The 25803-nt window shown below is 72.5% G+C and carries 19 protein-coding genes; 11 read left to right on the forward strand and 8 right to left on the reverse strand.

The features are described 5' to 3' along the window. Positions 1 to 7 precede the first annotated feature (7 nt). A complete protein-coding gene (locus GTY96_RS15160; protein ID WP_161665106.1) occupies positions 8 to 2563 on the reverse strand; it encodes a sensor histidine kinase in 2556 nt (851 codons plus the stop codon). A gap of 238 nt (positions 2564 to 2801) precedes the next feature. Here GTY96_RS15160 and GTY96_RS15165 point away from each other — a divergent pair, with 238 nt between their 5' ends. Together GTY96_RS15165 and GTY96_RS15170 are read left to right on the forward strand one after the other, a co-directional pair. Next, complete coding sequence (locus GTY96_RS15165; protein ID WP_143903706.1) at positions 2802 to 3650, forward strand: HAD family hydrolase; 849 nt, start codon at positions 2802 to 2804, stop codon at positions 3648 to 3650. 46 nt (positions 3651 to 3696) lie between these two features. Continuing rightward, positions 3697 to 4188, forward strand: a complete 492-nt coding sequence (locus GTY96_RS15170; RefSeq protein WP_143903708.1) for a hypothetical protein — start codon at positions 3697 to 3699, stop codon at positions 4186 to 4188. A gap of 95 nt (positions 4189 to 4283) precedes the next feature. On the opposite strand, the gene atpA is transcribed toward GTY96_RS15170, so the two are convergent. From atpA to atpH, 3 genes are all read right to left on the reverse strand, one after another. Then, on the reverse strand, positions 4284 to 5831 hold the full coding sequence (atpA, locus tag GTY96_RS15175) for a F0F1 ATP synthase subunit alpha (RefSeq protein ID WP_143903710.1): 1548 nt from the start codon (positions 5829 to 5831) through the stop codon (positions 4284 to 4286). Positions 5832 to 6051: 220 nt separating this feature from the next. Then, positions 6052 to 7536 (reverse strand): PAS domain-containing sensor histidine kinase, encoded by a 1485-nt coding sequence (locus GTY96_RS15180; RefSeq protein ID WP_161665107.1) that lies wholly within the window; start codon positions 7534 to 7536, stop codon positions 6052 to 6054. A gap of 147 nt (positions 7537 to 7683) precedes the next feature. Next, entirely contained in the window at positions 7684 to 8226 is a 543-nt protein-coding gene (gene atpH, locus GTY96_RS15185; protein WP_161665108.1) for an ATP synthase F1 subunit delta, read from the reverse strand. Between the two features lie 233 nt (positions 8227 to 8459). Here atpH and GTY96_RS15190 point away from each other — a divergent pair, with 233 nt between their 5' ends. The 5 genes from GTY96_RS15190 to GTY96_RS15210 all read left to right on the forward strand — a co-directional run bounded on the left by GTY96_RS15190 (position 8460) and on the right by GTY96_RS15210 (position 16074). Then, entirely contained in the window at positions 8460 to 10286 is a 1827-nt protein-coding gene (locus tag GTY96_RS15190) for an Hsp70 family protein (RefSeq protein WP_161665109.1), read from the forward strand. Positions 10287 to 10378: 92 nt separating this feature from the next. Then, positions 10379 to 11551, forward strand: coding sequence for a TIGR02266 family protein (locus GTY96_RS15195; protein ID WP_143903718.1), 1173 nt, complete (start codon positions 10379 to 10381; stop codon positions 11549 to 11551). Positions 11552 to 11677: 126 nt separating this feature from the next. Further along, on the forward strand, positions 11678 to 13810 hold the full coding sequence (locus tag GTY96_RS15200; protein WP_161665110.1) for a beta-propeller domain-containing protein: 2133 nt from the start codon (positions 11678 to 11680) through the stop codon (positions 13808 to 13810). Positions 13811 to 13896: 86 nt separating this feature from the next. Further along, on the forward strand, positions 13897 to 15300 hold the full coding sequence (locus tag GTY96_RS15205) for an MATE family efflux transporter (RefSeq protein ID WP_143903722.1): 1404 nt from the start codon (positions 13897 to 13899) through the stop codon (positions 15298 to 15300). Between the two features lie 108 nt (positions 15301 to 15408). Next, positions 15409 to 16074 (forward strand): LysM peptidoglycan-binding domain-containing protein, encoded by a 666-nt coding sequence (locus GTY96_RS15210; RefSeq protein WP_186001976.1) that lies wholly within the window; start codon positions 15409 to 15411, stop codon positions 16072 to 16074. Positions 16075 to 16152: 78 nt separating this feature from the next. Here GTY96_RS15210 and GTY96_RS15215 read toward each other — a convergent pair whose 3' ends face one another. From GTY96_RS15215 to GTY96_RS15225, 3 genes are all read right to left on the reverse strand, one after another. Beyond that, positions 16153 to 16866: an esterase family protein gene (locus GTY96_RS15215; protein ID WP_143903726.1), complete on the reverse strand. Its 714-nt coding sequence runs from the start codon at positions 16864 to 16866 to the stop codon at positions 16153 to 16155. Between the two features lie 63 nt (positions 16867 to 16929). Then, positions 16930 to 17640 carry a YqiA/YcfP family alpha/beta fold hydrolase gene (locus GTY96_RS15220; RefSeq protein ID WP_161665111.1) on the reverse strand — a complete coding sequence of 237 codons (711 nt, stop codon included), beginning with the start codon at positions 17638 to 17640 and terminating at the stop codon, positions 16930 to 16932. Positions 17641 to 17660: 20 nt separating this feature from the next. After that, entirely contained in the window at positions 17661 to 18281 is a 621-nt protein-coding gene (locus GTY96_RS15225) for a hypothetical protein (RefSeq protein ID WP_161665112.1), read from the reverse strand. Between the two features lie 45 nt (positions 18282 to 18326). Between GTY96_RS15225 and GTY96_RS15230 the strand changes: the two genes are divergently transcribed. From GTY96_RS15230 to GTY96_RS15245, 4 genes are all read left to right on the forward strand, one after another. Further along, the gene (locus tag GTY96_RS15230; protein ID WP_161665113.1) at positions 18327 to 19484 is read left to right on the forward strand and encodes an AAA family ATPase; all 1158 of its coding nucleotides are present in this window, start codon (positions 18327 to 18329) and stop codon (positions 19482 to 19484) included. A gap of 166 nt (positions 19485 to 19650) precedes the next feature. Beyond that, positions 19651 to 20115, forward strand: coding sequence for a bpX5 domain-containing protein (locus GTY96_RS15235; RefSeq protein ID WP_143903734.1), 465 nt, complete (start codon positions 19651 to 19653; stop codon positions 20113 to 20115). Beyond that, positions 20112 to 21926, forward strand: a complete 1815-nt coding sequence (locus GTY96_RS15240; RefSeq protein ID WP_161665114.1) for an LpqB family beta-propeller domain-containing protein — start codon at positions 20112 to 20114, stop codon at positions 21924 to 21926. The genes GTY96_RS15235 and GTY96_RS15240 overlap by 4 nt, the downstream gene beginning before the upstream one ends. Further along, positions 21923 to 24949 (forward strand): bpX6 domain-containing protein, encoded by a 3027-nt coding sequence (locus tag GTY96_RS15245; RefSeq protein ID WP_161665115.1) that lies wholly within the window; start codon positions 21923 to 21925, stop codon positions 24947 to 24949. Before GTY96_RS15240 ends, GTY96_RS15245 begins: the two co-directional genes overlap by 4 nt. Positions 24950 to 24964: 15 nt before the next feature. Here the strand turns inward: GTY96_RS15245 and GTY96_RS15250 are convergent, their stop codons facing one another. Next, entirely contained in the window at positions 24965 to 25651 is a 687-nt protein-coding gene (locus GTY96_RS15250) for a response regulator (protein WP_143903740.1), read from the reverse strand. Positions 25652 to 25803 lie beyond the last annotated feature (152 nt).

Raw genomic sequence — 25803 nt, forward strand, 5'->3', positions numbered from 1 at the left:
CACCGCGTCAGGCCGGGGCCGCTCCGGACGGTTTCTTCCACAGGGGCAGTCGCAGCACGAAGCGCGAGCCGGGGCCTTCCTCCATCGTCGGCTCCACGGACAGCTCGCCTCCGTGCGCGCGGGCGAGCTGCCGGGAGATGTAGAGGCCCAGGCCCAGGCTCGCGCGCGCGTGCGCGCCGGTGGCGCGGGTGAAGCGCTCGAAGATGCGCTCGCGGGCCTCCGGAGGAATGCCAGGGCCCCAGTCCCGCACGGCGATGACGGCCATGTCCCCGTCGCGCTCCACGTACAGCTCCACCGGCAGGCCCGGCGCGTACTTCATCGCGTTGGTGAGCAGGTTCATCAGCACCTGCTCCACGCGCGGCCGGTCCGCCTGGGCCACCACCGGCGCGTCCGCGTGCACCACCGCCACGCAGCCCGCGGTGGCCAGCGCGTCCTCCATCCGCGCCACCAGCGCGTGCACCAGCGCGGACAGCTCCACCGCGCCCAGCTCCAGCGACATCTGCCCGGTGCCCAGCCGCGCCACGTCGAACAGGTGCGTCACCAGCCGCGTCAGCCGGTCCGCCTGCCGCAGCGCGCCCGCGAGCCCCTGGCCCAGCCGCTCCGACTCCTCCATCGGCACCTTGTCCAGCGTGCGCTGCAGGGACGACAGCTGCAGGTGCAGCGCGGACAGGGGCGTGCGCAGCTCGTGCGTCGCCACCGCCACGAACTCGTCGCGCGCGGCCACGGCCTGCTCCGCCTGCCGGTACAGCCGGGCGTTGTCCACCGCGAGCGCGGCCCTCCAGGCCAGGTCCTCCAGTTGGGACAGGTCGCGCGTGTTGAAGCGCCGCGTGGGGGAGCACGTCGCGGCGCTCACGATGCCCAGCGTCCGCCCGCGCGCCACCAGCGGGACGACCATCACCGAGCGCGGCATCAACTTCTCCACGATGTCCCGGTGCTCCTCGTCCAGGGCGAAGGCCCGCACCGCGGCCTCATCCACCTCCGCCACCAGCGCCGAGCGGCCCGTCTCCAGCACCTGGCGCAGGAGCGTGTTGCTGCCGGGAGGCGGCGCGAAGGGCATCGACTTCTCCAGCTGGGCCTGGAGGGCGTCGCCCCGGGCGCGGCGCTCCACGCGCTCCAGGTGCTCGCCGTCCTCCCCCAGCATGTCCACCAGGCAGTAGTCCGCCAGCTGCGCCACCACCAGCTCCGCGACGTTGCGCACGGTGGTGCGCCAGTCCAGCGACGTGGCCAGCCGCGTGGTGGCGTCCGTGAGGAAGCGCAGGTGGTCCTCCATGCGGCGCTGGTCGGTGATTTCGCGCACCACGCCGCCCACGCCCAGCAGCTCGCGGCGGGTGCGCACGGGGAAGTACGTGGCCAGGAAGGTGCGCGGCTCCGGGCCCGCGACGTACTCCACCCGGTCGTCCACCACGGCCACCTCCGAGGTCAGCACCCGGCGCAGCAGGTCCTGGATGGGGTTTCCCGCTTCGCCCATCAGCTCGCGCGGCGTGCGGCCCAGGTGCTCCTCCAGGGGGATGCCGTTGTTCGCCGCGATGACCTTGTTGAGCCGCACGTAGCGCAGGTCCTGGTCCACGAAGCCCATGCCCACCGGCGACGCGGCGAAGAAGGACTCCAGCATGGCCGCCGACGCGTCGCGCTCGCGCAGGGCCACCTTCGCCTCGCGGTACAGCCGGGCGCTCTCCACCGCCAGCGCCGCCCGGCGCGCGAACTCCGTGGCGTACCCCAGGTCCCGCCGGGTGTAGCGCCGCGCGGGGGACACGGAGACCAGGTTGATGAGGCCGAAGCGGCGCTGCCCCACCGCCAGGGGCAGCAGCATGGTGGAGCGCGGCCCCAGCTGCTCCAGCAGCGCGCGGTGCTCGGCCGAAAGGGCCACCCGGTCCAGCCACCGGGAGGTGACGTCCGCCACCAGCACGGGCTTGCCCCGCGCGAACACGCGCGCCAGCGGCGTGTCCGAGTCCGTCCGCGGGGCGAAGGGCATCAGCCGCTCCAGCAGCTCCTGGCGCCGCGGGTCCCTGGCGCTGACCGCGAGCCGGTGCAGGTCGCCGTCGCCGTCCAGCACGTCCACCATGCAGTAGTCGGCCCACTCCACCGTGGCCAGGCGGCCCACGGCCTTGAGCGTCGTCTCCCAGTCCAGGGACTCGGCGAGCAGCCGGCTCGCTTCGCTGACGAAGAACTCCGCGCGCTCGGTGGCCTTGCGCTCCGTGATGTCCACGTTGATGTTCACCGCGCCCACCAGGTCGCCCTCCACGGAGTACAGCGGCGCCGCGGAGTTGAGGATGGTGTGCCGGGTGGCGTCGCGTCCGACGATGTCCACCTCCTCGTTGGAGACGGTCTGCCGGGTGCGCAGGGTGCGGGCCAGGGCCCACTCCTCGCCGCTCAGCCGCTTGCCCGTGCCGGGCCAGTACGCCTCGAAGAGGCCGTAGCGCTCCAGGTTCATCTCCGCCAACGCGTCCGCGCCCCACAGGGCATCCGCGGCGGCGTTGGCCGCGAGCAGCCGGCCGCCCGTGTCCGCGATGATCACCCCCACGGGCAGCAGCTGCAGCACCGTGCGCAACCACTCATGTCGCACGGGCGTGGACTCCCCCAGAAAGGTGCCGGTTGGCTCGGACATTGGGCGCGGAGCCCCCTTCCCCCGCGGGAGTCCGTACGGTGGGTGCGCGGGAGGCCCTGGACCACCCGACCCGGGGGGGATCCGGCTTTCCGGGAGTTGGCACATCCCTGCGTCCAGAAGCAGGGGAGGGGCTTGATTCGCAGCGGCCAACGGGGCGTCATTCGAGGCTTTCGTTCAAGGCCTCAAGGACAGGTGGATGGCGATTTCGTGCGTGGTGCTGGATTTCGATGGGACCTTCACGGACGTGCTGGCGGAGGGTGCGCCCTTCCTGAAGCACTTCCAGCAGGCGCTGTACCGGGTGCTGGGGCAGGACGCGACGGCCGCGTGGGACGAGGAAGTCGCCGCGCTGCATGACGGCGTGGACCGGTACGGCTGGGAAGTCGGGGGGCGCATCGTCGCGCCGGCCACGGCGGACCCCTACCTGACGGCCACCTGCACCGCGCACCGGCTGCTCCAGCGCTTCGGCGGGGGCCAGGACGAGGCGGCGCGCACGGACACGGTGCAGACGCTCTACCGGGACGCGTACCAGCACTCGGCGACGGCCTTCAAGGCGGAGGCGAAGGAGGTGCTGGAGGCGCTGCTCGCCACGGGCCTGCCGGTGTCGGTGGTGACGAACGCGCACACGGAGCTGGTGGAGGCGAAGCTCACGCAGCTGGCGCCGAAGGGCCGCGAGCGGCTGAAGGTGTTCGGCGACGCGCGCAAGTTCCAGCTGGAGGACACGCAGCCCCAGGACGCGCGCTTCGACGCGCTCCCGGAAGCGCTGCACCTGGATGGCGTGCTGGGGCGCCCGGTGTACCTGCGGCGCGGGCGCTACTTCTCCGCGCTCAAGCGCATCTGGGACGCCACGCACACGGGCCCGGAGTCCACGCTGGTCGCGGGCGACATCTTCGAACTGGACCTGGCGATGCCCGCCGCGCTGGGCGCGCACGTGCAGCTGGTGGAGCGCGCCAACGTGATGCCCTACGAGCGCGTCGCGGTGGAGCGCCTGGGCGCGCGCGGTGGCGCGGACAAGAGCCTGCGCGCCATCCTGCCCCGGCTGCGCTGAGGCGCGCGGCCCGGGAGGCGTGAGGCTTCCATCTGGAACAGGGGGTATGCGGATGCCGCGAAGCGCGAGGCTGGGGTGCTGCGTGCTCCTGGGGCTGGGAGCCCTGGGAGGTTGTGCCGGGACGCCGGAGCGGAGGGCCGAGTCCTCGCCTCCGGCGGACTGTGACTTCGCGTTCTACGAGGCGCGGGAGCCCACGCGCCCGTTCGAGGTCATTGGCGAGGTGCCGCTGACGACGAACGAGTGGATGAGCATGGACGGGCGCAAGGCGCTGCTCGCCAGGTCCGTCTGCGACGCGAAAGCGGACGGCGTCATCCTGGGGCACCCGTCGGAGCGCAAGCTCAGCGGCAGTCGCCCCCTGCGCGAGTACCGCGCGCGGCTGCTGGTGTTCCTGGACAAGCCCCGGGCGGAGGCGGCTCCGGCGCCCGTGGAGGAGCCGCTGCCCCCGGGCACCGTCCCGGTGCCGGTGATGCTCAACGGGCTGACGGACGAGCTCACCGGGACGCAAAAGCGCACGGTGGACGCGGCCCCGGCGCCCTGAGCCTTCCCGGGCAACGAAAAGCCCCGCCTCCCAGGTGAAGGGGAGAGCGGGGCTGCTCGCACTGCACCGCGCGTGGGGCGCGAATCGACGGAGGGCTAGACCTTGGCGCCCGGGGTCGCCTGGAACAGCTCGTTGAACTCGGTGAGCGCCTTGTTGATGTTCGCCTTGATGTCGGCGGTCAGCTCGCGCTTGGCGACCAGGTCCAGGACGATGTTCGGGTACTTGCTGTCCACGAACTCCAGCATCTCCTTCATCCAGCGGACCACGTCACCCACCGGCACCTGGCGGATCCACCCGCGCTTGCCGGCGTCGTCCTTGTTCGTCGCCGCGTAGATCTGGATGACCTGACGCTCGACGGACAGGGGCTCGTACTGGCCCTGCTTGAGCAGCTCCACCATGCGGGCGCCGCGCGCCAGCGTCTCCTGCGTGGCCTTGTCCAGGTCGGAGCCGAACTGGGCGAACGCCGCCAGCTCGCGGTACTGCGCCAGCTCCAGCTTCATGGAGCCCGCGACCTGCTTCATGGCCTTGATCTGCGCCGCGGAACCCACGCGCGACACGGAGAGGCCCACGTTGATGGCCGGGCGGACGCCGGAGAAGAACAGGTCCGTCTCCAGGAAGATCTGCCCGTCGGTGATGGAGATGACGTTCGTCGGGATGTAGGCGGACACGTCACCCGCCTGCGTCTCGATGATGGGGAGCGCCGTGAGGGAGCCCGCGCCCTCCTCGTCGGACAGCTTGGCGGCGCGCTCCAGCAGGCGGCTGTGGATGTAGAACACGTCGCCCGGGTACGCCTCGCGGCCCGGCGGGCGGCGCAGCAGCAGCGACAGCTGGCGGTACGCCACGGCCTGCTTGGAGAGGTCGTCGTACACGATGAGGCCGTGCATCTTGTTGTCGCGGAAGTACTCGCCGATGGCGACGCCCGCGTACGGGGCGAAGTACTGCATGGGCGCCGGGTCGGACGCGTTCGCCGCGACCACCGTCGTGTACTCCATGGCGCCGTAGCGGTTCAGCTTCTCCACCACCTGCGCGACGGTGGACTGCTTCTGCCCGATGGCGACGTAGATGCAGTAAACGCCCAGGCCCTTCTGGTTGATGATGGCGTCCACCGCGACGGCCGTCTTGCCCGTCTGGCGGTCACCAATGATGAGCTCGCGCTGCCCGCGGCCCACCGGCACCAGCGCGTCCAGCGCCTTGATGCCCGTCTGCAGGGGCTCGTGCACGGACTTGCGCTTCACGATGCCGGGCGCCTTCACCTCCAGGCGGCGGTGCTCGGTGGCCTCGATGGGGCCCTTGCCGTCCACCGGCTGGCCCAGCGCGTTCACCACGCGGCCCAGCAGGCCCTTGCCCACCGGCACGGAGGCGATCTGCCCGGTGCGCTTCACGGTGTCACCCTCGCGGATGTCCTTGAACTCACCCATGATGGCGACGCCGACGTTGTCCTCTTCCAGGTTGAGGACCAGGCCCTGCACGCCGTTGGCGAACTCCACCAGCTCGCCGGCCAGCGCGCCTTCCAGGCCGTACACGCGGGCGATACCGTCGCCCACGGACAGCACGGTGCCGGTCTCGGCGACGGTGACCTTCTTGCCGTAGTCCTTGATCTGCTCCCGGATGATTCTGCTGATCTCGTCGGCGCGGATTTCCATGGGCGTCTAGCGTCCTTGCGGAGGGGGCGGCCTGGGAAACGGGGAGGGCCGCCACGAATCTTGATGTACCGGGTGGCCCCCTATCACGCCCACCGGCCCCATCGCAACGCACCACGCGCCGGGGCCTTTTCCCACCCCGGGCCGCCCGTTATCGCGGACGTAAGCCGGTGCTCCGCGCCCCCTTGGGAGGGCGCCCTCCGGGGCCCGCCCGTCCGGCGGCTCAGGAGCCGGACGCCACCGGGCAGTCCGTCCTGGGCAGCCACACGATGAAGCGGGTGCCGTCCGCCGCCCCCGACTCCACGGAGATGCGCCCGCCGTGCGCCAGGGCGATCTGCCGGACGATGAAGAGCGACAGGCCCAGGCCGTCGTCCGCGGCGCAGACCGCGCGGTGCTTGAAGGGCTCGAAGAGGGTGCCCTGGTACTCCGGCGGCACCCGGCAGTCCGGGTCATGCACCTGGACCGTGATGCCATCCCACCGGCCCTGAAGTTGGAGCACCACGGATGACGTCACCGGCCCGTGGTGCAGGGCGTTGCCCACGAGCGAATCCATCAGCTGGGTGAGCCGCTCCGCGTCCCAGGTGCCCTGGAGGTCGCCGCCGGTGACGAGCCGCAGGTCGCGGCCCGGGTGGGCCTGGCGTCGGTCCGCCACCACGCGCTCCGCCAGCTGTCCCAGGTGGACGGAGGTGGCCTGCACGGGCAGCCCGCCGGACAGCCGGGCGCGGGTGAAGTCCAGCAGCTGGCGGATCAACCGCTCCACCCGCCGCACGCCCTGGCCCACCCGCCCCACCTGCTCCGTCAGGGACTCCGGAATCGCCGGGGCGTGCTGGAGGGCGAGCACGTCGAAGTGGAGCCGCTGGAGCGGGGCCTTGAAGCCGTCGCCCGCCGCGTCCAGGAACTGCTCGCGGAAGTGCTCCATGCGCGTCAGGCGCTCCTCGGAGGCCTTGCGGATGCTCACGTCCCACACCGCGCCCAGCCGGACCGCGCGGCCCTGATAGGTGGCCGGACGGCCCATCACCTCCACCGGGATGCGGCGCCCGTCGCGGTGGAGGACCGCCAGCTCGTACGGGGCCTCCACGCCGCGGTCCATCACGTCGCGGGCGGGGGCGCGGAACTCCGGCGCCACCCACTCCAGGATGTTCCGGCCGATCATCTCCGCCGTCTCGTAGTAGCCCAGGAGGCGCCCCAGGCCGGGGCTTATCTCCAGGAACTGCCCGCGGTCGTGGAAGAAGTACCCGTCACAGGAGATCTCCACGATGGAGCGCATGTGCTCCTCGCTCGCGCGCAGCGCCGCCTCCTCGCGAAGGCGCGAGGAGTTGTCGCGCAGCAGCAGCAGCACGCCCGCCCCTAAAGACGCCGGCAGCGCGCTCACCGTGAGGTGGCGCAGCGTGCCCACCTCGCCGAAGCGGCCCGACACCAGCTCCTCCGCCACCCGCTCGCCGGACTGCGCCCGCGCGAGCAGCGGCGACAGCGGCGGCGCCAGCCCCGGCCACGCCTCCGCCAGGAAGCGCCCCACGCACAGCGGCGACGGCCGGCCGCACAGCGACGCCAGCAGGTCGTTCATCCACAGGAAGCGGGAGTCCACGTCCAGCAGCGCCACCCCCCAACCCGGCGCGTTGAGCAACGCGCCCAGGAAGGGCAGGGTCTCCTCGGGAACCCCCGGGGTCGGAAGGGCTCCGGGAAGCCGTTGGAACACAGGCTGCGGCATGGGCGGGTCGTCTCGAAAAACGCGGGCTTGTCCGCGTTAGTGAGAAGTATACCCATTCCCGGAGCCGACGGGAAATACAGGTTTGACTAGGACTACGGGGCAACCCCGCCAACCCGGGACGTGGGCCGTACCGGGAGTGACAGCCGGCTACTTCAGCTGGCGGCGCATCTCTTCCAGCTGGGTGCGCAGGGTGCCGTCGTAGAGGGTGCCGCCGACCTGGGCGGACACGCCGCCGAGGAGGGCCGGGTCCACGCGGGTCTCCAGCACGACGTTGCGCTGGGTGAGCTGCTGGAGGGACTGCTGGAGGCGGGTGACGGCGTCGGGCGTGAGCGGGACGGCGCTGGTGACCTGACCCCGGACGCGGCCCGCGCGGGCATCCGCCATGTCGCGGTAGAGCCGGGCGATGTCGGGCAGGTAGCTCAGGCGGTTGCGGTCCACCAGCAGGCGCAGCGCGTTGGCCAGCGCGGGCTCCGCGGTGACGGGCAGCGACTGGAGGACGGCCTCCACCACGCGGCTGCGCTGGGCGCGGCTGTAGGCGGGGTTGAGCAGCACGTCCGAAAGCTCGGGGCTCTTACCGACGACGTCGGCGAAGGCGTTGAGCTGCTCGGCGACCACGTCGGTGCGGTTGCCTTCCGCTGCGACGTCGAGGATGGCGCGGGCGTAGCGGCGGGCGATGGAGACGTTCACCATGACGGTGGCGCCCTTAGCATGGGGCGTCCCCCACGGCAATCATGCCGGCTTCGCGCGGTCCGTCCGTGGGAGCCGGGCCGGCCGGCGGGGGTGGGGAGGCATCCCTGTCCCCCACTGGGGCGGGCCAGCCCCTGTCCCCATCCGCGCGGGCCAGCGCCCGCCAGCCGACGCCCTGGGAGCATGAGGACTTGGCGGAATGGGCCCGTGCCCGTAGCGTGCGCTCCACCCTCGCCATGCAAGAACCTGTCATCGGCATCGACCTGGGCACCACCAATAGCGTCGTGGCGACCGTGGAAGACGGACGTCCGCGGCTCATCCCCTCGCGCGCGGGTGGGCGCCTCACGCCCTCGGTGGTGGGCCTCACCCGGGCGGGGGACCGCCTGGTGGGGCAGCCGGCCCAGGTCCTGGCGGAGCAGCACCCGGACGCGGTGGTGTGGGCCACCAAGCGCTTCCTGGGGCGTCGCTACACGCCGGAACTGGTGCAGCAGGCGAAGGCGGTGGTGCCGTACCCGCTGGTGGCCGGCCCCACGGGGGACGTGCGCGTGAAGCTGTCCGGGCGGGTGCTGCCCACCACGCAGGTGTCCGCCTTCATCCTGGGTGAACTGCGCCTGGACGCGCAGGCGCACTTCGGGCGCGACGTGCGCAAGTGCGTCATCACCGTCCCGGCGAACTTCGACGACAACCAGCGCCAGGCCACGCGCGAGGCGGCGGCCATCGCGGGGCTGGAGGTGGTGCGGCTGGTCAACGAGCCCACCGCGGCGGCGCTGGCGTACGGCCTGTCCCGGGGCTTCGAGGGCAGCGCGCTGGTGTTCGACCTGGGCGGCGGCACCTTCGACGTGTCCATCCTGGACGTGAAGGCGGGCGTCTTCGAGGTGAAGGCCACGGGCGGCGACCACGCGCTGGGGGGCGAGGACTTCGACCAGCGCATCGTGCAGTGGCTGCTGGCGCAGGTGGAGGACTCCTTCCAGGACGCGGTCTCCAAGGACGCGCAGTCGCTGCGGCGGCTGAAGGTCGCGGCGGAGGCGGCCAAGCGCGAGCTCACCGAGGCGGAGGAGGCCACCATCTCCGTCGCCGGCCTGGGCGACCACTCGGCGGGCGGCAAGCGCTTCACCGAAATCAACACCGCCCTCACGCGCAGCTTCTTCGAGACGCTGTCGGAGCCGCTGTCGCGGCGCTGCCTGGACGTCTGCAAGAACGTGATGGCCGAGGCGCGGATGGATCCGCGCTCCGTGGACGTGGTGCTGCTGGTGGGCGGGATGACCCGCGTCCCCATGGTGCGCCGGCTGGTGGCGGACTTCTTCGGCCGCGCGCCCTCCACGGACGTGCACCCGGACGAGGCGGTGGCGCTGGGCGCCGCGGTGCAGGCGGACGAGCTCATCCGGCAGGCGGGGCAGGCGCTGCTCCTGGACGTGGCCAGCCAGAGCCTGGGCGTGGGCGTGATGGGGGGCCGGGTGAAGCGGCTCATCGCCAAGAACACGGGCGTGCCGGTGGTGGCGCGCGACATCTTCTTCCCGGGCACCTCCGGCCAGTCCGAGGCGCGCATCCCCGTGTACCAGGGGGAGAGCGAGTTCCAGGACGAGAACCACAAGCTGGGCGAGGTGGTCCTCAAGAACCTGCACGTCGCCGCGCGCGGGGAGACGCCCCTGGAGGTCGTCTTCGAGCTGTCCGGCGAAGGCACCCTCTCCGTGAAGGCCACCGACCTGACCTCCGGCAACATGGAGCTGGTGCGCCTGGAGGCCCGCGCCACCCTCCCGCAGGGCGAGGCGGAGAAGCTGGGCCAGGAGCAATCCCACTACGCCCAGGCCCAGGGCGTGGTGGACGCGCGCAAGGCGGAGGAGACCTTCCGCAAGCTCCTGGTGCGCGGAGAGAAGCTCGCCCGCCTGCTCCAGAAGAGCGCGAAGGAGAACCCCAGCCCGGAGACCGAGTCGGCCGTGGGCACCGTGCAGCAGCTGCTGGTGGGAGGCAAGGACGCGCTCGCGGCGGGAGACGCCGCCCAGTGCGCCCTCATTGCCCGCCAGCTCACGAAACTGCTGTCCGGACGCGCCGAACCGCGCGGCTGACCTCCCATGCCACCACGAGAGCCGTCCACCAGAGCACGTTGTCTCTCCGGGTCCGTGGTGCCTTTCCCGGAGTCCGCTTATCTCCGGGAGTCATGACGAACCCCGGTAATTCTCTCCGCCCGAGAGATCTGGTCTTCGTGGTGGACGACTCGCGGACGGCGCGGGACGTGATGCGGCTGCACCTGTCGCGCATGGGCTGCGACGTCGTGGGGTTGGAGGGGGCGGATGCGTGCCTGGGGGAGCTGGGGAAGCGGGTGCCCGCGCTCATCCTGATGGACCTGCACCTGGAGAAGCTCCAGGGGGACGAGGCGTGCCGGGCGGTGAAGGCGCACGCGGCCGGGCGCAACGTGCCGGTGGTGATGTTCACCGCGGCGGACGAACCGCATGAGGTGATGCACTGTGGCCGTGCGGGCGCGGACGACTTCCTGCCCAAGCCGGTGAGCCAGGACGCGCTGGCGGCGAAGGTGGCGGCGGTGCGGCTGTCGCGCGAGCGCGCCTGGACGGGCCCGCCGCGGGGCAAGGGCGTGCTGCTGGTGGAGGGCGGCCGGTTCTTGCACACCTTCCTGGGCGGCGCGTTGGAGCACGAGGGGCTGCACGTGCTCTACGCCAAGGACCTGGACGACGCGGGCGCGCAGGCGGTGGCCCACGGCGACAAGCTGGATGGCTTCGTGGTGGACGTGTCGCGGCTGCCGCGCGAGGCCCTGTCCCTGGCCGAGCGCCTGCGGGAGCAGTTCCCGCGCAAGCCGCTGGTCCTGATGTCGCGGGTGGAGGAGGCGCCGGACGTGCTGGCGCGGGCGCGGGAGCTGAGCGGCGCGCCGCTCCTCCAGAAGCGGCAGCTGGGCGCGGACGAGCTGCTGGGGCAGGTGATGGCGCGCCTGTCGCCGGGCACCGTGCCCCTGCGGGCCGCGGAGCGGGTGCCCTTCTTCACCGTGGTGGAGTTCTCCGCGCAGGGCGGGCCCGCGCTCAGCGGCTTCAGCCATGACGCCAGCCCCCAGGGCCTCTTCGTGCGCACGTTGACGCCCGCGCGCGAGGGTTCGCGGCTGTCGCTGCGGCTGGTGATGGCCGGCCATCGCACGCCCTGCGAGGCGCAGGCGGTGGTGGCGTGGTGCAACCCGCCCGGGCTGGGCAGCGCCTTCCGCTCGCAGACGGGCATGGGCCTCCGGCTGGAGGGCATGGACGCACAGCTTCAGCAGCGCTTCGTGCGCTTCGTGCCGCAGACCCTCGGTTTTCCCGCCGCGGGCCCGGCGCGCGCCTCAGGTTTCTGAGAGCATCCCGGGCCTGGGCGCGCGCCCCAAACCCCCGCAATCCCAGGCGGCCCCTGGGGGATTCCCTGCTGGCATGCGTGTCGCAAAGCGCTGCGCTCCGCAAAGCTTGAGAGGGAGGAATCGCGCATGCGCTGGAGTCATTTCGGAAGCGTGGGGCTCACGCTCCTGGCGGTGGGATGCAGTGGCGGGGACGGCACCCCGGACGGGCTGGGCAACGAGCCCGTGCAGCAATCGCTGAAGCTGGAGAGCTTCAACGACTGCGCGAAGCTGGAGCAGTACATCGAGGACACCGCGTCCAAGCAGATGCGCGCGAGCCTGGAGCAGCAGAAGCCTGGCTATTGGGAGCGCTTCGGCCGCAACCGGGGCGTGGACTTCGGCGGCCCGCCGCCCATGTCGGCGGACGGCCCCGAGACGGCGGGCGGCTCCACGACCAACTCGGGCCCGAAGGACTCCACCGGCACCAACAACCAGGTGGAGGGCGTGCACGAGTCGGACTTCGTGCAGAACGACGGCACGCGCATCTTCGTGCTGTCGGGCAACCGGCTGTACGCGCACCGCTCATGGCCCGCGGAGCAGCTGACGCTGGCGGCGTCGCTGGAGATTGAAGGCTGGCCCCGGGAGATGCTGCTGGACGAGCACGACCGGCTGGTCATCGTCTCGCAGGTGGCCCTGGGACTGCCGGGCATCCCGGCCAAGGGCTCCGCTGGCGGGACCATGGTGCCAATGCCAGACATCGCCTGCACCGCCTTCGGCTGTGGCTTCTACAACGCCGACAGCACCAAGGTGACGACGGTGGACGTGTCGGACGTGGCCCACCCCACGGTGGTGGATCAGCTCTACATGCCCGGCGTCTTCACGCAGGCGCGCCGCGTGGACAGCTCCGTGCGGCTGGTGCTGTCGGATGCGTTCCGCTGGCCGGAGGGCGTGAAGTTCTGGGTGGACTATTCGGAGGACCTCTACAAGGACACGAAGAAGCTGGAGAAGGCCATCGACGCCCTCATCGCCAGCAACGAGCAGCGGATCCGCGCGAGCACGCTGGCGCAGTGGCTGCCCGAGGGCAAGCACGTGGACGCGGCGGGCGTGACGACGGCGGTGCCGGTGTCCTGCGGTGACTTCTACCGGAGCAACGCCCCGTCCGCGCTGGGCTTCGTGACGGTGGCGTCCCTGGACCTGGATGCCCGGGCGGCGGCGCCGGGGCGCACCAGCCTGGTGGCGGAGCCGGGCACGGTGTACGCGTCGAAGGACTCGCTCTACCTGGCGCACTCGCATTACTGGTGGTGGCCGGTGCCGGGGCAGAAGGACTTCACCTACCTGCACAAGTTCGACATCCGCCAGCCGGGCCGCGCGGTGTACGTGGGCTCCGGTACGGTGGAGGGCACCCCCGTCAACCAGTTCGCCCTGGACGAGTACGAGGGCGTGCTGCGCCTGGCCACCACGGTGACCACCCGCGTGCCGGAGCCGGAGCACGAGGACTGGTGGTGGGGCCGCACCACCACGACCAGCCGCGTGACGACGCTGGGCGTGCGGAACGGGCACCTGGCGGAGCTGGGCCGCAGTGAGAACTTGGCCGACGGCGAGCGCATCTTCAGCGCGCGCTTCGTGGGCCCGCGTGGCTACGTGGTCACGTTCCTCCAGATTGATCCGCTCTTCACCTTCGACCTGAGCGACCCGGCGCACCCGCGCAAGGTGGGCGAACTGAAGGTGCCCGGCTTCTCCACGTACATGCACCCGGTGGGCGACCACCACCTGCTGACCATGGGCGTCCACCGGGACGCGGATGGCGGCTGCTGCGGGACGAGCGCGCTGAAGCTGTCGCTCTTCGACGTCAGCGACCTGGCGAACCCGAAGGAGACCGCCACGCAGCTGGTGGGCACCGCCTACGGCTGGAGCGAGGCCGTCTACGAGCACAAGGCCTTCAACTACTTCGCGGCCAAGGGGCTGGTGGCCATCCCCTTCACGGACTACACGCCGTATTACGGCTCCTATGAGGACTACTGGAGGAACTTCCGCACGGAGCTGCGCGTGTTCCGCGTGGACCTGGAGGCGGGCATCTCCCCGGTGGGCGCGGTGTCCATGGCGGACATGTACAAGCGTTCGGGGATGCCGACGTGGAGCTGGTACTACGCGCCGGACGTGCGCCGCAGCGTGATGGCGGATGATTACGTCTACGCCATCAGCGACTCGGGCGTGCGCGTGGCCAAGGTGGACAGCCTCCAGACGCCGCTGGTCACCGTGCCGTTCCTCCCCGCCACCCCCTGACGCAAAGGGCAGGCGGTCAGGCAGGGAGGGGAGGCGCGTCGCTTGCGGCAGCGCATTCCCCTCCCGAAGAGGCTATAGGCCCCGCCATGCCGCCCGAAGCCGCCGAGCCTTCCCTGTCGTCCCCCCCGTCCGGTGGCAAGCGGGGGGAGCTCCGCGCCCTGCTCGCGCTGGCGGTGCCCCTGTGCATCGCGCAGGCGGGCCAGTCGCTGATGAGCGTGACGGACACCTTCATCGTCGGACGGGCCGGCACGTCGGCCCTGGCGGCGGTGGGCCTCAGCCACGCCCTGTTCTTCGCCGTCAGCAGCTTCGGCATGGGGCTGATGATGGGCGTGGATCCGCTGGTGTCCCAGGCCATTGGCGCGGGCAGTCCGCGCCGCGCGCGCGACGTGCTCTGGCAGGGGGTGTGGCTGTCCGCGCTGGTGGGAGTGGTGCTGTGGGCGGTGCTCATCACGGTGCCTTCGGGCCTGCCGTGGGTGGGCGTGGCGGAGGAGCAGATCGTCCAGGTGCGCGCCTTCCTGCACTTCCGGGCGCCCAGCCTGCCGCTGATGCTCATCTTCCTCACGGCGCGCGCGTACCTCCAGGCCATCGGGATGCCCCGGCCGCTGGTGGTGTCCGCGGCGCTGGCCAACGTGGTCAACGTGATGCTGGTGCCGCTGTTCGTCTTCGGCGGCGCGTCCCTGCCGGAGTGGGCGGGGCCGCTCACGCGCGTGCCGGCGATGGGCGCGGCGGGCGCGGCGCTGTCCACGCTGTTGTGTACGGCGCTGGAGGTGCTCATCGTGGCGCTGGCGGTGCGAGGGATTCCCGTCCCCGGCACGTCGTCGCTCAAGCCGGTGCTGGCGGATCAGCTGCGGGCGTTCCGGGTGGGGCTGCCCATTGGCCTGCACATCGGGGCGGAGGTGGGCGTCTTCGCGCTCGCGGGCGTGCTGGCCGCGCGGCTGGGGCCGGTGAGCGTGAGCGCGCATCAAATCGCCCTCTCCTTCGCCAGCCTCACGTTCACGATGGCGCTGGGCATTGGCAACGCGGGCAGCGTGCGGGTGGGCTGGGCGGTGGGCGCGCACGACACGCCGCAGGCCCGCCGCAGCGGGCTGATGGCCTTCGCCACCGGCGCGGTGGTCATGTCGATGGGGGGGCTGGTGTTCGCGCTCTTCCCCCACGGCCTGGCGAAGCTGGCGGGCGCGCCGCCGGAGGTGCTGCCCCTGCTGCTGCCGCTCTTGATGGTCAGCGCCATCTTCCAGGTGTTCGACGGCGTGCAGGGCGTGGGCGCGGGCGTGCTGCGCGGCGCCGGGCAGACGCGCTTCACCTTCGTGGCCAACATCGTGGGCCACTACGCCGTGGGCCTGCCCCTGACCCTGCTCCTGGGCTTCCACCTGGGCATGGGCGTGCTGGGCATCTGGTGGGGCCTGTGCGCGGGCCTCATCACCGTGGCCGGGGCCGTGCTGTGGCGCTTCCTGCGCGTCAGCGCGGGCACCCTGCGGCCCCTGGAGGGCTGAGTTCGGACGGGCTGGCTGGAAGGTTACAGTTGCGTAAAAAACTCTAGGAATCTGGGAATCTCTCGCAACCTGAATCTGGATGCTCCGAGAATTGGCGCAGGAGCCCACATGTCCAACTACCGCATCCGCCCTGGCGACACCCTTTCTGCCCTTGCCCAGCGTTTCGGCACCAGCGTCTCCAAGCTGGCGCGCGACAACAACATCGCCAACCCGAACCTCATCTACTCGGGCCGCACGCTGCGCATCGGCCACTCCGGTCGTGACAGCTTCGATGCGGGTGGGGGGCGTCAGGGGCTGCGCGGCGGCGGGCACTCGGGCGGCGGGCGCTCGGGGGGCGTGGGCGGCGGCGCGGACGTGGGCGGCCCGACGGGCGCTGGCCCCAGCAACGCGTCCGCGGCGATGCGCCGGCTGGCGCAGGCGGGCCGCGCGGCGGCGATGGGCATGGGCGGCTACAACAGCCAGGGCCTGTGCGCCACGGGCGTGAGCCGGGCCCTCCGCAACGCCCTGGGCATCAGCGTGTCGGGCAACGGCAACCAGATCGACAACAACCTGCCGCGCGACAAGTTCAAGCAGGTCAACATGTCCCTGGAAGAGGCGCTGAAGATTCCGGGCCTCGTCCTCACGTGGGAGCGGACCTCGTCGGCCGCGGGCAGCATCTACGGCCACACGGCCATCACCACCGGCGACGGCCACTCGTCCGCGAGCGACTTCATCGAGCGCAACACGACGAACAACGGCCGCACGGGCTTCAAGGTCTTCATGCCCACGGTGTAGCTCCCGCCTCGGGCGGTGAAGCCGCTGACGCCCCCGGGGTCCTTGACCGGGGGCGTTGTCATGTCCGGAGTCCGGGGGTCAGGCCGGCAGGTACTGGCGGATCATCTGCCGCCACACGGGCCAGTCGTGGGTGCCGCCGTGCCAGATGGACAGGTCGTTGCGGATGTCCTTCTGCCAGAGCACCTTGGAGAGGTTCTCGTTGGAGGGGCGGCAGAAGTCGTGCTCGCCCACGGCCAGGGTCATCTCCACGCGGCGCAGGGCGCCCAGGCGCGCGGGTTCGTGGAGGCCGGGCAGCCACTGCGGCGCGGTGTGGAAGTACACCTGTTCGTCGTGGTGGCCGTCGAGGAAGTCGTCCGTCTCGAACTTGCCGCCCAGGGAGATGAGGCGCTGGAAGACTTCCGGGTGGCGCAGGCCCACGTTGTACGTGTGGAAGCCGCCCAGGCTGCACCCGGCGAGCGTGAGCCGCCCGCCGCTGGCGCGGCCTCGCACGAGCGGCACCACCTCTTGCACCACGTAGTCCTCCCACTGGGCATGGCGGGCCACGCGCACGGCCGGGGCGACGTCCTTGTTGTACCAGGACTCCTCGTCCACGGAGTCCACGCACACCACGACGTAGCGGCCCGCGGAGATGCCATCCGCGATGGCGCCAATGAGGCCGAAGTCCTCGGCCTGATAGAAGCGGCCCTTGCTGGTGGGCACCAGGATGACGGGCTCACCCGAGTGCCCGTACAGCAGCACTTCCATGTCCCGGCTCAGCCGCGGGCTGTGCCAGCGGTGGTATTCGCGGTTCATGGCCGCCACCTTAACCGGAGCGCCCGCGGCGCGAGCGCGGCCGGGCGCGGAGGCATGGCGCGCTCAGTCGGCAGTGAACACCTGACGGGGGTCCGCTCCACCCCGCCATGGGGTGAGGAAGGCATCCGCCTCCTGCGCGATGCGCTCCAGCGAGGCGGTCAGCTCATGGCCGTCGTCCACCTCCACCAGCCGCACGTGGCGTTTGCCTTGGGCCCATTCGCGCGAGTAGCGCACGTCGCAGGTGTCGTCCTTGCGACCATGGACGATGAGGGTGGGCACGCGCACGTCGGGCCAGACGCCGCGCTTCGCGTCCATGGCCTGGGCCTCCTCCACGATGCCGTGGTGCACGCGCGCGCGGCGCTTCTCCGCGTGGTCGTCCGTCTCCAGGAAGCCCGTGCGCTTCCAGTCCGCCCAGGCGGTGGGGCCCATGCGGCGCTGGAGCTGCTCCACGAAGCGGAAGGCGGGGGCCAGCAGCACCAGCGCCCCCACGCGCGCGTCCTGCTCCGCGGTGCGCGCGGCGACGAGCCCGCCCAGGCTGGAGCCGATGAGCACGGCGCGGTCCTGGGGGCCGCCCAGCGCATCCCGCACGGTGTCCAGCATCGCGTGCAGGCCCAGGTGCTCCAGGGACGGCACTCGCAGGTTCAGCCGCTGGAGGGGGATGCCTTGCTTGGCCCAGTGCGCGTCCAGCCAGACGCCCTTGGCGGAGGCGGGGCCGGAGGCGAAGCCATGCAGGTACAGCCAGCGGGGAGCGGAGGTCGGGGGCGGCGCGTTCATGGGCGCGCACTGTAGCCGCGCTAGAAGCGCAGCACGGGTCCGGCGACGATGCTCTGCAGCGGCTTGGCGCACATGCTGACGCTGACCCCGGCGCTGGCGCTGGTGTCGTCCGCGTCCTTCGTGAACTTCACGTCGCAGAACTGGAGGGCGGTGGCGATGGACACGCCCCACCGGTCGCTGATCCATCCGTCCAGGCCCACGCGGAAGGCCATGCTGGTGACGTCGAAGTCCTCGCGGCGCAGCTGGCCCAGGCTGTTGGGGGTGAAGGGCTGGGACCAGCTCTTCGCCAGCCGGGCGCCAATCCACGGCGTCACCGGCTTGTCGCCCAGGAAGCGCAGGCGGGCCTCCAGCCCCACCGCCGTGTAGTCCAGCTGCACCCGGCTCATCTGGGCGGGGTCCTGGGCTTCGGCGAACTGGCGGCCCCAGGTCTGGGTCGTTTCGAAGACCGCGCCCAGGGACAGGCCGGGCGGCGTCTCCACGCCCAGCCAGGCCTGGAGGGCGGGGCCCTTGGCGCGCCAGTCGCTGAAATGATCCAGGGTGATGCCCGCGCCCAGGGAGACATAGCCGTGCCACCCGTCCGCGACCGCTGGCCCCGCTCCCAGCACGCCCACCAATGCCAGCCACGTCCACTTCGTTTCCATGGCGCCACTGTATGCCGGACCGGGCGCGCGGCTAGGCTTGGCGCCATGTCCGTTACTTTCGAAGTCGCGGCGGCCACGGTCCGCGACGCCCTCACCGACGCGGGGCGGGGGCTGGTGGAGCGCGAGGCGATGGTGGAGCTGGTGGCGCTGTCGGCGGTGGCGGGCGAACACCTGCTCGTCGTCGGGCCGCCGGGCACCGCGAAGAGCGAGGCGGTGCGCAGGACGGCGCGCGGCCTGGGCGGCTCCTACTTCGAATACCTGCTGGGGCGCTTCACGGAGCCGTCCGAAATCTTCGGGCCGGTGGACCTGCGCAGGCTGCGCGAGGGCGTGGTGGAGACGGAGACGGCGGGCATGCTCCCGGAGGCGGAGGTGGCCTTCCTGGACGAAGTGTTCCTGGGCTCCACCGCCATCCTCAACACGCTGCTGGGGCTGCTCAACGAGCGCACCTTCCGGCGCGGGCACACGCGCATGCAGTGCCCGCTGCGGGTGTGCGTGGGCGCGTCCAACGCGCTGCCGGAGGACGACGCGCTGGCCGCGTTCGCGGACCGCTTCCTCGCGCGCATCTTCGTGGAGCCGGTCCCGGATCCCCGGCTGGAGGAGCTGCTCGCGGGAGGGGCGTCGCTGTGGACGGACGCGGTGCCGCGCGTGGCGTCGCTGGAGGCGCTGGACGTGCTGGCGAACGCCGCTCGGGGCGCGGCCCTGGAGCCGGTGCGGCCACACCTGGCGCAGGCCCTGCGGGCGCTGCGGTCCGCGGGCATTGGCCTGTCGGACCGGCGCGCGGTGAAGGTGCAGCGGTTGGTGGCGGCGGCGGCGGTGCTGGCGGGGCGGACGACGCCGGGCGTCGCGGACCTGTGGCCGCTCGTCTACGCGGTGCCCACGAAGGAAGCGCAGGCGCTGGCGCGGGACGTGCTGCGAGACGTGCTCGCCGGGTCGGAGAACGCGGCGCTGCCGGCCGCGGCGCTGGAGGCGAGCGCGGGGCCGCTCGCGCGGGCTCAGCGCATCGCGCAGGCGGGGCAGGCGTTGCTGGATTCGCGGCCTCAGGACGCGGATGAGGACGCGGTGGCCGCATGGCGGCTCAAGCTGGAGGGCGTGGCGCGCGAGATGGACGCGGGCTTCGCGCCGGAAGCGCTGCCGGAGGCCCTGCGCGCGCTGCGTGGTGAGGTGGCCGCGTTGCTGAGTGGCGCGGGGATGCGCGCGGCTTGAGGCATGCCGCGCGGCGTGAGGACGTGCGGCTTCGCGGCGTGCGTCAAGCCCCCTGTCGGGCGCGCCGCCCCCTTCGTCCGTCGTGGGAGGCGTTCTAGAGTGACCGGGTGAGCCACGGGCGTCATGGCGGTTCCTCCCGGTGCGGGATGCGCGGAGGCAGGGAGTCATGAGGCCCGCACTGGAGCCTGTCGTCGCGGATCGGCCCGTGCGCTGGCGCCCTCGTGTGCTGCCCCTGGAGCCTGTCGCCGTGGCCGGTGTGGGCCCGGTGGCGCGTGCGTTGGGACAGCGTGCTTCGCGCGCGGAGGCCGCCACGCTGGCGGCGTGGAGCGGCGTCTCGGGGCCGGGCGTGCTCGTGCTCCTGGGGGCCTCCGCGTCGCTGCCCTGGGTCGATGGCTCGGTGTACCTGGGACGGGATCCGTTGGCCCCCGCGCTCCTGTTGCCTTGCGCGCTGGAGCCGGACGTGGCGGTGTCGCTGTTGGAGCGCGCGTTGCTCGCGGGGCAGGGGGATGCGCCGCTCGCGGTGCTGCCTGCGTCCGGCCTGCTCATCCCCGTGGGTGTGGCTCAGCCCGTCGTGCGGGCCTCGCTGGCGGGCTGGTTGGCCTCGTGGGATGGCGGGGAGTCCGCGCCGTGACCGCGCTGCCCCCCGCGTTGCGTCCCTGGGCGGCCCAGCTCTCCCTCTTCCCGGAGGACCTCGCGCTGCACCTGGGCCCGTACGTGGCGCGGTTGTCGGCGGCGCTCGGGACGTTGCGGCCTCGCGGCGAGGCCGAGGGCGGTGAGCCCCAGGGCTATGACGGACTCTCCCGCCGCGGGCCCTTCGAGCGGCTGCTCGTCAGCGAATGGCTCTGGGCACTGGAGGCGCCCGAGGAGCTGGTGCGGCGCGCGGCGTTCGGAGAGCTGGCGTTCCTCAAGCCCGCCTTCCGCGCGCCCCAGGGCGCCCGGCGCACCGTGGTGCTGCTGGACGTGGGACCGGATCAACTGGGGCTCCCCCGCATCGCGCACCTGGTGTTGCTCATCGTGCTCGCGCGCCGGGCGGAGGCCGTGGGTGCCGCGTTCACCTGGGGCGCGCTCCAGTCCGACCCCGCGCGCGCCACCTGGACGGGCCTGGAGGTCCATTCACTCCTCGCGTGGCTGGGGGCCCGCTCGCCGGAGCCCGCGTCCGCGCGCCACCTGTCCGCGTGGCGCGAGGCCCTGGAGCTGCGGCATGCACCCGGCGACGCATGGCTCGTGGGCGCACCGCGCCTCGCGCGGCTGGAGGGCGCGGAGGGCCTGTCCCGCGTGGAGGTCGTCGAGCCGATGGAGCCCGGCGCGCATCGGCTCGCGGTCGACGTGCGGCCCTCGGCCCGCGCTCCTCGCTCGGTGGTGCTGGAGCTGCCGCCACCGGATGACTGCCTGCGCCTGCTGCGCAACCCGTTCGGCCCCGGACACCGCTCGCCGCCGGCGTACCCTCGCAAGGTCGACCGGCGCATCATCGGCTTCTCCTTCTCCGGGGACGGACGGCGCGTGCTGCTGTTCTCCGCGGATGGCGGCGTCGAGGGCATGGCCGTGCCTCACTCACCGCGCGCCACCGTGCCCAAGCCCCGGCGCGTCCAGGTCCCCAGCGGACAGCGGGTCGTGGCCGCTGGCTGGCGTTCCTCGGGGGGGCTGCTCGTCCTGGCGCGCCATCAGCACGAGTACGTGATGCACGGGCTGGTGCGCACGCCGGAGGGCTTCCGCAAGGCGCGCTACCAGGCGCTGGATGACTCCCAGCGGCCGGATCCTCCGCCGGGCGCGCTGCCGTTGCCGCTGATGAGCTGGGTGGATCCTCGCGGCCAGGAACACCTCTGGTTGAAGGACGGCAGGGGGCGGCTGTTCTCCCTGGCGCGTCCCAAGGAGGAGGGGACGTCCGCGCTGTTCGTGGAGGAGGAGCAGGCCTCCGCGATGGCGGAGGTGCATTCGCGCCTGGTCTGCGTCCTGCCCCCCGAGGGCGGCGAGCCGGGGCAGGCGGTCATCTCGCGGCTCAAGATGCTGGGCGAGGAGCCGGCCCGGCTCACTCCGCTCAATGCCCGCCGGGGGGAGGCCTTCTTTGGTTACTCCCCGTCCTCCGCACATCCGGACGCGGGGCTGCTCGCGGTGCGCGACCAGGACCTGGACTGGCGGCTGTTCCTGGACACGGGGGTGTCCGTCATCCTCATGCCGGAGGCGTATCGGGTGGTGGGCGTGGTGCAGCCTCCCGCGCCGGCGCCTCCCGGGCTGGTCGCGCTGGATCCGGATCAGCGCACCTTCCGACTCTTCTCGCGCCAGTCGCCCCAGGCGCTCACGGTGGCCAATGCCCCCGTCGTTCAGGCGGCGGCGAGCCACGGGCAGCAGGTGTTCGGCTGGCTGACGGACGCCGGCGAGTTCGTGTTGTGGGACCTGATGGAGAAGACCGTGCTCTACCGGGCCTTCCCGGCGGCGGCGTCATGAGTGCTTCGTCCGCGGCCTTGCGTCCCCGTGCGCACGTGCACCGGGGGACGGTGGTGGCGACGGCCTTCTGGTTCCATCCCGGGACGTTGGGGGAGCCCGAGGTCCGCCGCCGCGTGCTGGCGGCCTGGATGCCCGGGGCCTCCGTGTGGGCGCTGGCGGGAGGCCACCTGCTCAGGCTGGCGGCGCCGTGCAAGGTCGCGGTGGAGCACGCGCCGGGCTTGCCCCTGGTGATGGAGGCCGGCGTGCTGACCAGCGCGCCGCTGACGCCGAAGGAGCGCGAACGGCTGTCGCCGCCGCCCGGCTCCGTCGTGCTGGTGCACGAGGGGGTCGCGACGCTGCACACGCCAGGCGCGTTGCGGCCGGTGGATCCAGGCGCGTGGCTGGACGTGTCGGCGTGGCGTCGCGTGCGGGTGAAGGGCCTGGGGGCGCCCCCTCCGGACATGCAGGATGTGTTGCAGCCCCTGCCGCCACCCACGCGAGCGTGGTTCGGACCGAAGGTGCCCGCGCTCGCGCCCGAAGCCCAGCGCATGCTGGCGCGCATGACGGGGCTGGAGCTTCCCGTGGTGCCCGAGGGCTTCCTGGTGAAGCTGAAGCGGGCTTTCTCCAGGAAGCCGGGCGGAGCGACGCCGGTCGCGCTGCGCGAGGAGTCGCCCGCACGTCGAGGAGGGCTGCTCGCACGACTGCGACAGGCCTTCCGCGCGAGACACACGGGCTCGCGGGAGGGCGTGGCGACCTCGCGGCGCGCGGGCCTGCTGAGCCGGTGGTGGGGTGCGCTCTTCGCGGGTGCAAGCGCCTCGAAGGCTCACGTCCCGGAGGCCAGCACTCCTGGGGCGCTCACCCAGCGCGCATCCCGCCCGGGTCCGTGGCGATGGCTCTTCGGTTCAGCGGGCGCACCGGCGGGTTGGCTCTCGCGGCTGCTGGGGGGACGGCCTGACGCCGCTGGCGCCAGCACCTCGCATGACCCGGGGCCTCCACGCCCTTCCGAGTCGCGGGGGCCCGGCGCGCTCGAACGGCTGAAGAAGTGGATGCTCCAGCACACCCCGCTGGGGCAGCTGGTGGGCCAGCGCAAGGGCGACTACCTGCGCCGCCTCTTCGAACTCTTCGAGCAGGGCAACCTCGACGAGGCCCTGCGCCACGCGGTTCCCCTGGGCAAGGACATGGACGCGCGGGCGAAGCTGGCGCTCGGCATCCCCGGGCCGCGTCAGGAGCTGCGCATCCGCCCTCGCGGTCGAGGCGGCGCCGCGCAGGTGTTCGGCGGCGGCCCCGAGGTGTTCGAGGCGCTGCGCGAGCGCTACCGCGAGACCTTCCGCCTGCTGGTGCGCGCGGGCCGCATCGACGAGGCCGCCTTCGTCCTGGCGGAGCTGCTGGACGCGGCGGAGGAGGCGGTGTCGTTCCTGGAACAGCACGGCCGCCTGGTGCTCGCCGCCGAGCTCGCCGAGGGCCGCAACCTTCCCGCGAGCCTGGTGGTGCGCCAATGGTTCCTCGCGAAGGACGAGGCGCGCGCGGTGGCCATCGCCCGGCGCTCGGGCGCGTTCGCGGACGCGGTGCTGCGCCTGGAGAAGACCCATCCCCCTGAGGCCCAGGCGCTGCGGCGCCTGTGGGCGGAGTCCCTCGCGGAGGCCGGAGATTGGGCGCGCGCGGTCGATGCCATCTGGCGGGTCCCCGGCGCGCGCTCCCTGGCGCGCGCCTGGGTGGACCGGGGCATCCAGGCCGGTGGCGTGAGCGGCGCGAAGCTCCTGGCGCGGCTGGCGCTCGGGTTCGAGGACGGCTTCGGCGCCGCGCGGGCGGATGTGGAGGCCCTGCTGTCGGACGACGCCCCGGAGCGCGCCCCGGAGCGGCTGACCTTCGCCACGGAGCTGCTGCGGGACGACCCCTCCGATGCTCGGGCCACCCTCCTCGTGCCCACCCTCCGCGCGCTGATGCGCGACGCGTTCATGGAGGTCCCGCTGCCGTTGAACGCGCTGATCCACCAGCTGCGCTCCCTGAGCACTCCTGGCGTGGCCGCGCTCTACACGGACCTCCCGGCGCCGAAGGCCGTGCACGCGAAGCCGTGGGCCGAGTCCCGGGATGTGCCCTCCGTGCAGGTGGTGATGGACGCGAACGACGCGGGCGCCCACGCCGTGCACGACGCGGTGGTGCTGCCGGGGCGGCGCGTGCTGCTCGCGCTCGGCGAGGCGGGCGCGCGGCTGGTGGGCGCGGACGGACGCACGCTGGCGTGGTTCGACGTGCCGGCGTTCGCGCTGGTCATCTCCACCCAGGGGCACCGGGCCCTCGCGCTGGCGCGCCGGGGCGACCTGTGGCGCCTGTCGCGGCTGGACCTGGTGGAGCGCCGCGCCTCGCGCTGGTGCGACACGGAGCTGGACGCGTGGGCCACCACGTACGACGGGGACCGGTGGTTCACCGCCGTGCGCGACACCGTGCGGATGGTGGACACGCTGGCGATGGAGCCGCGCGCCCTCTGGCGCGTGGCGGAGCCCGGCGGCGCGGTGCTGTCGCTGGCCGTCGACGCGAAGCACCTGTCCTTCCTCGTCCTGCACCTGGCCTCGGACCAGGACTTCCAACGCCTGGAGCGCTGGACCTATGAGCTGGAGGGCGGCCCCACCTTGCGCCAGCGCGCGGACGTGCCGGACCTCACCTGGACGCCGGACGTCCACTCGCTCACGGCGGATGGAGAGGTGCTCGCGGGGCGCAGCGCGCGGCCCGAAGGCGAGGAGCCCGCGCCCTGGCCCTTCCTGCTCCCCTTCTCCTCGCGGCGCCTGCGCGAGCTGCCGTGGCGCGATCCGCGGCGCGTGGGCGTGGTGCTGGGGCGCTCCTGGAGCGTGACCCGCTGCGTCTCCGGCGAAGTCCAGCAGGCGCACCTCACCGACCTCGCGGGGCACCCTCGCGCGACGTTCCTGTTCTCCGGCGCCCCACCGCAGGTCGTGCGGCTCACCGACGACTGGTGCCTCGTCCACGACCGGTTCGGCCGCGTGGTGTGGCTGGACCTGCACTCGGGAGAGGTCCACCGCGTGCCGGTGGTGTGAAGCGCGAGCGCCGCTTCAGGCGCAGCGCAGATGGCTGGGCACGATGACGATGCTCGCCGTGAGCGCGCACGCGGCGTCGTCCACCTCCAGCACCACCCGCACCCCCTCCACCGTCACCAGCAGCGAGGGCTGCTCGCTGTGCAGCGCCATCAGCCACGACGAGGCCAGCGGCAGCTCCGTCGCCGCCAGCTCCGCGGCCCGCAGCAGGTGCACGCGCACGGAGTGGCGCACGGGGGCTGGCAGCGCATGCAGGCTGTAGAGCGAGTCGTCCGGCAGGCGCAGCGCGTACGGCATGCGCGGCGGCTCCGGCTCGCGGCTGGGCAGCTCACGCAGCCGCGCGGACAGCTCCTCCACCAGCGCCTCCGGCCGCGGCGGCTTGCGCAGGAAGCCCACCACCCCGCGCAGCGGCACGTCCGGCGGGCCACTCGCCGACGACACCATCATCACCGACAGGTGCCTCAGCCGCGTGTCCGTGCGCAGCTGGCTGTACAGCTCCCAGCCATCCAGCCGCGGCAGGACCAGGTCCAACAGGATGAGGTCCGGATGCTGTGCCCTCGGGCGATGACGCAGCCAGTCCAACGCCTCCGCGCCGTCGGACACGTGCGACACCACGAAGCCCGCTTCGCTCGCGGCGCGACCCACGCCGTCCCGCCACGTCCGGTCGTCCTCGACGAGCAGCAGGTGGTGGATCCCCAAAGCCATTCCGTGGATTCGACTCTTTTCCTTGGATTCTTGTAGCAGACCTGGGTCTGACGGGAGCCCCACCGTCACCTGTCAGACAGTGCGGGTCGGGGACTGTTCCCCCCAGGCGCTCAGCGCACGACAGCTTGGACACCGTGAAGCTGTCATCTTGC

The sequence above is a fragment of the Corallococcus silvisoli genome (assembly GCF_009909145.1).
GTDB classification, from domain to species: domain Bacteria; phylum Myxococcota; class Myxococcia; order Myxococcales; family Myxococcaceae; genus Corallococcus; species Corallococcus silvisoli.

What these genes read in the sequence shown, in the direction of transcription:
- GTY96_RS15215 (WP_143903726.1), bottom strand. Translation starts at nt 16,866, where the DNA reads ATGAACCGCGAATACCACCGCTGGCACAGCCCGCGGCTGAGCCGGGAC.
- GTY96_RS15200 (WP_161665110.1), top strand. Translation starts at nt 11,678, where the DNA reads ATGCGCTGGAGTCATTTCGGAAGCGTGGGGCTCACGCTCCTGGCGGTG.
- GTY96_RS15250 (WP_143903740.1), bottom strand. Translation starts at nt 25,651, where the DNA reads ATGGCTTTGGGGATCCACCACCTGCTGCTCGTCGAGGACGACCGGACG.
- GTY96_RS15220 (WP_161665111.1), bottom strand. Translation starts at nt 17,640, where the DNA reads ATGAACGCGCCGCCCCCGACCTCCGCTCCCCGCTGGCTGTACCTGCAT.
- GTY96_RS15190 (WP_161665109.1), top strand. Translation starts at nt 8,460, where the DNA reads ATGCAAGAACCTGTCATCGGCATCGACCTGGGCACCACCAATAGCGTC.
- GTY96_RS15180 (WP_161665107.1), bottom strand. Translation starts at nt 7,536, where the DNA reads ATGCCGCAGCCTGTGTTCCAACGGCTTCCCGGAGCCCTTCCGACCCCG.
- GTY96_RS15210 (WP_186001976.1), top strand. Translation starts at nt 15,409, where the DNA reads ATGTCCAACTACCGCATCCGCCCTGGCGACACCCTTTCTGCCCTTGCC.
- atpA (WP_143903710.1), bottom strand. Translation starts at nt 5,831, where the DNA reads ATGGAAATCCGCGCCGACGAGATCAGCAGAATCATCCGGGAGCAGATC.
- atpH (WP_161665108.1), bottom strand. Translation starts at nt 8,226, where the DNA reads ATGGTGAACGTCTCCATCGCCCGCCGCTACGCCCGCGCCATCCTCGAC.
- GTY96_RS15225 (WP_161665112.1), bottom strand. Translation starts at nt 18,281, where the DNA reads ATGGAAACGAAGTGGACGTGGCTGGCATTGGTGGGCGTGCTGGGAGCG.
- GTY96_RS15230 (WP_161665113.1), top strand. Translation starts at nt 18,327, where the DNA reads ATGTCCGTTACTTTCGAAGTCGCGGCGGCCACGGTCCGCGACGCCCTC.
- GTY96_RS15165 (WP_143903706.1), top strand. Translation starts at nt 2,802, where the DNA reads ATGGCGATTTCGTGCGTGGTGCTGGATTTCGATGGGACCTTCACGGAC.
- GTY96_RS15195 (WP_143903718.1), top strand. Translation starts at nt 10,379, where the DNA reads ATGACGAACCCCGGTAATTCTCTCCGCCCGAGAGATCTGGTCTTCGTG.
- GTY96_RS15235 (WP_143903734.1), top strand. Translation starts at nt 19,651, where the DNA reads ATGAGGCCCGCACTGGAGCCTGTCGTCGCGGATCGGCCCGTGCGCTGG.
- GTY96_RS15245 (WP_161665115.1), top strand. Translation starts at nt 21,923, where the DNA reads ATGAGTGCTTCGTCCGCGGCCTTGCGTCCCCGTGCGCACGTGCACCGG.
- GTY96_RS15170 (WP_143903708.1), top strand. Translation starts at nt 3,697, where the DNA reads ATGCGGATGCCGCGAAGCGCGAGGCTGGGGTGCTGCGTGCTCCTGGGG.
- GTY96_RS15205 (WP_143903722.1), top strand. Translation starts at nt 13,897, where the DNA reads ATGCCGCCCGAAGCCGCCGAGCCTTCCCTGTCGTCCCCCCCGTCCGGT.